This is a genomic window from Geobacillus sp. BMUD, assembly GCF_013096845.1.
GTDB classification, from domain to species: Bacteria; Bacillota; Bacilli; order Bacillales; family Anoxybacillaceae; genus Geobacillus; species Geobacillus vulcani.
Window position 1 is genome coordinate 1 of sequence record NZ_SDLA01000041.1, and the last position, 1282, is coordinate 1282.

2 rRNA genes are annotated in these 1282 nt (G+C 56.6%); both read right to left on the reverse strand.

The annotated features are described in order from the left end of the window. Positions 1–820 (reverse strand): 23S ribosomal RNA (locus tag ETC05_RS17240); the annotation flags it as partial. 341 nt (positions 821–1161) lie between these two features. Next, positions 1162–1282 (reverse strand): 16S ribosomal RNA (locus tag ETC05_RS17245); the annotation flags it as partial.

Below are 1282 nucleotides of genomic sequence, written 5' to 3' on the forward strand. Positions count from 1 at the left end.
CCCACACCTCATCCCCGCACTTTTCAACGTGCGTGGGTTCGGGCCTCCAGCCGGTGTTACCCGGCCTTCACCCTGGACATGGGTAGATCACCTGGTTTCGGGTCGACGACGACGTACTTCGCGCCCTGTTCAGACTCGCTTTCGCTGCGGCTCCGCCTCTTCGGCTTAACCTCGCACGCCATCGTCACTCGCCGGTTCATTCTACAAAAGGCACGCCATCACCCATCAACGGGCTCTGACTACTTGTAGGCACACGGTTTCAGGTTCTCTTTCACTCCCCTCCCGGGGTGCTTTTCACCTTTCCCTCACGGTACTGGTGCACTATCGGTCACTAGGGAGTATTTAGCCTTGGGAGATGGTCCTCCCTGCTTCCGACGGGATTCCTCGTGTCCCGCCGTACTCAGGATCCGCTCGGGAGGGAACGAAGTTTCGACTACAGGGCTCTCACCTTCTCTGGCCGGCCGTTCCAGACCGGTTCGTCTACCCCGTTCCTTTCTCACTCCCATCATGAGCGGTCCTACAACCCCAAGAGGACACGCCTCTTGGTTTGGGCTGTTCCCGTTTCGCTCGCCGCTACTCAGGGAATCGCGTTTGCTTTCTTCTCCTCCGGGTACTAAGATGTTTCAGTTCCCCGGGTGTGCCCTCCATGCCCTATGGATTCAGGCATGGATACTGCCCCATTACGGACAGTGGGTTCCCCCATTCGGACATCTCCGGATCTACGCTTGCTTACAGCTCCCCGAAGCGTTTCGGCGTTTGCCCCGTCCTTCATCGGCTCCTAGTGCCAAGGCATCCACCGTGCGCCCTTTCTAGCTTAACCTACAGCGTCTCGGCTTCTTCCTTATTGTCTAGCTTCGGCGCCTAGCTCTCTTCTGCCAAATAACCTTCCCCCCTTGGGATGCAAGCATCCCTGCGGGTGAAGAACATTTGGCTTCGAGAGCTAACCGCGGCGCCTCAGCTTTTCCGGTTATCTAGTTTTCAAGGAACGAAGTAGCTGCATTGAGCTTGCTTCTTCGCTGGTTTGCGTCGAGGAATCTGGCTCCTCTGCATTCGCTTGTAGACGCAGACGCAAACGAAGCAGTCGAAGGAATTCTCATTCCTTCAAAACTGAACGAAACGGAAGCGCCATGTTCATTGAACCGAAAGGTTTGTCATCCTTAGAAAGGAGGTGATCCAGCCGCACCTTCCGGTACGGCTACCTTGTTACGACTTCACCCCAATCACTTGCCCCACCTTCGGCGGCTGGCTCCCGTAAGGGTTACCTCACCGACTTCGGGTGTTG